Origin of the sequence: Arthrobacter agilis (assembly GCF_002953615.1) — a bacterium.
GTDB lineage: Bacteria > Actinomycetota > Actinomycetes > Actinomycetales > Micrococcaceae > Arthrobacter_D > Arthrobacter_D agilis_B.
The window spans coordinates 2,066,295-2,068,929 of sequence record NZ_CP024915.1 but is presented as its reverse complement, the minus strand read 5'-3'; the positions used below and the strand labels follow the sequence as shown (position 1 = coordinate 2,068,929).

Below are 2,635 nucleotides of genomic sequence, written 5' to 3'. Positions count from 1 at the left end.
AGGAGGCTCTCGCCGAGTTCCACGAACTGACCATCAGCGGCCGGCACCGGACGCGCGGTGGCATGGACGTGGCCATCGGCCTCCTCGAATCGTCCTTCGGTGCCGAACGTGCAGCCGGCGTGGTGGGCCGCCTCGCCTCCACCGCAGCCGGCCGGTCGTTCGACTTCCTCGACAGCGTGGAAGCCGGCCAGATCCAGACCGTCCTCGAGGGCGAGCTGCCGCAGACCATCGCCCTCGTCCTCGCGCACCTCAAGCCGGAGCGCGCCTCCGCCGTGCTCGCCGGCCTCAACCCCTCGAGCCGCACCGACGTCGCCCAGTGCATCGCGACCATGGGATCCGCGACCCCCGAGGCTGTGTCCGTGGTGGCGGACACCATCAAGATCAGGGCCGGTGGCGTCGCCGCACCGCGCCACGGCATCTCCGCGATCGGCGGCATCCAGCCCCTCGTGGACATCATCAACCGCGCCGACGTCCTCACGGAACGCGAGCTGCTCGACGGCCTCGAGGATCGCGATCCCGCCCTGGCCGAGGAGGTGCGCGCCCGCATGCTGACCTTCGCGGACATCGTGAACCTCGAGCGCCGCGATGTCCAGCAGGTGCTGCGCGGCATCGACTCCGCCGTGCTCGCCCTCGCGATGAAGGGCGCCGCCGAGGCCGTGGTGACAGTGATCCGAGCGAACGTGTCCGAGCGGAACCGGGAGATCCTCGACGACGAGATCCGCGGCGTCGGGCCGGTCCGCATCTCGCAGGTGGAGGAGGCCCGCGCCGAGGTGGTGCGTGCCATCCGCGACCTCGAGGCGCAGGGCGTCATCACGATCCAGCGCGGGGACGAGGACGAGTATGTCGACTGATGCACTGACCCCCGTCACCTTCCCGTACCTCGGCCGGGGTCCAGGGCAGGCCGCGCACGACACCGCCGTGGCGCAGGGCCACTCCGCCGGCTATGCCGACGGGCTGGCCCTCGCGCGCGCGGAACTGGCCGAGCACCGGGCACGGCTCGAGGCCGAGGCCGCGTCCGCACGCCTGCAGGCGGAGGCCCTGCTCGCACAGCGGCTGCGGGTCCTCGAGGCCGCGGCGCGCGCCCTCGAAGCCCGGACCGCGCCCGTGCTCGACCAGGCCCGAGAGCGCGTCCTCGACGCCGCCTTCGCCATCACCGAGGCCCTGCTCGGACGCGCGCTGGCCGACGGTCCGACGTCCGCCCGGAACGCCGTCGCGCGCGCCTTCGAGGGTGCGGACGGCGAGGACGTGCGTGCCGTCCGCCTGCACCCCGCCGACCTCGCACTGCTGGCGCCGGGTGACGCTCCCGAGGGCGTGACCCTGGTGCCCGATGCATCCCTGGGCAGAGGCGATGCCGTCGCCGAGTGCCCGAACGGGTCCATCGACGCGCGGCTCGGTACCGCCCTCGCGCGGGTCCGCACCGCACTCGTGGGAGGGACGGCATGACGCCCGCCATCGACGACGCCGTCCACCTCGCCCGCCTCGCGGCCGCACCCCAGCGCGTGGGACGCGTCGCCTCCGTCGTCGGCCTCGGCGTCGACGTCGTGGGACTCGACTCTGCCATCGGAGACCTCGTGACGATCGGCGACGACGTCCCCGTGGACGCCGAGGTGGTCGCAGCCTCGCTGACCGGGCTGCGCTGCATGCCCTACGCGCACCTCTCCGGCATCCAGGCCGGTGCCCCCGTCCGGGCCCAGGGGACGCCGCTGCTCGTGCCCGTGGGGCCGGGACTGCTCGGGCGCGTGCTCGACGGCGTCGGGCGGCCCATCGACGGACGTGGTCCGCTCACCGACGTGACCTGGGTGTCCCTGGACAACACGCCGCCCGGAGCCCTCGAACGCACGCGCATCACCGAGCCCCTGCAACTCGGCGTGCGGGTGATGGACACGCTCACCACCGTGGGCCGCGGGCAGCGCATGGGACTCTTCGCGGGATCCGGCGTCGGCAAGTCCTCCCTGCTCTCGATGATCGCCCGGGGCACCGACGCGGCCGTCTCGGTGATCGCCCTCGTGGGCGAGCGCGGCCGCGAGGTCCGGGACTTCCTCGAGGACGACCTCGGGCCCGAGGGCCTCGCCCGGTCGATCGTCGTGGTCTCGACCTCGGACGAGCCCGCGCTCCTGCGCCTGCGCGCCGCCTTCGTCGCCACGCGGATCGCCGAATCCTTCCGCGACGGCGGCGCCGACGTCATGCTCATGATGGACTCGCTGACGCGCGTCGCCATGGCCCAGCGGGAGATCGGCCTCAGCGTCGGCGAGCCCCCCGCCACCCGCGGGTACCCGCCGTCCACGTTCTCCCTGCTCGCCCAGCTGCTCGAACGCGCGGGGACCGGGGCCGTCGGCTCCGTGACCGGGATGTACACGGTGCTCGTGGACGGCGACGACCACAACGAGCCGGTCGCCGACGCCGCGCGGTCCATCCTCGACGGGCACGTGGTGCTCGACCGCAAGCTCGCCGTCGCCGGACATTTCCCGTCCATCGACCCCCTCGCCTCCATCTCCCGCGTCGCCTCCCGTGTCACCACGCGCGAGCAGGCCGGCGCAGCCGGTGCACTCCGCAGGACGCTGGCCGCGCGCAAGGCCGCCCAGGACCTGATCGACGTCGGCGCGTACCACCGGGGGACCAACCCGCTGGTGGATGC

3 protein-coding genes are annotated in these 2,635 nt (G+C 73.7%); all 3 read left to right on the top strand.

Annotated features, from left to right (window positions below):
- Positions 1 to 851: flagellar motor switch protein FliG (locus CVO76_RS10080; RefSeq protein WP_208739145.1), on the top strand; the 851-nt coding region annotated here is incomplete at its 5' end.
- Positions 841 to 1,443 (top strand): FliH/SctL family protein, encoded by a 603-nt coding sequence (locus CVO76_RS10075; protein ID WP_208739144.1) that lies wholly within the window; start codon positions 841 to 843, stop codon positions 1,441 to 1,443. The genes CVO76_RS10080 and CVO76_RS10075, both read left to right, overlap by 11 nt.
- The coding region (locus CVO76_RS10070; protein ID WP_208741778.1) for a FliI/YscN family ATPase at positions 1,440 to 2,635 on the top strand (1,196 nt) is incomplete at its 3' end. The genes CVO76_RS10075 and CVO76_RS10070, both read left to right, overlap by 4 nt.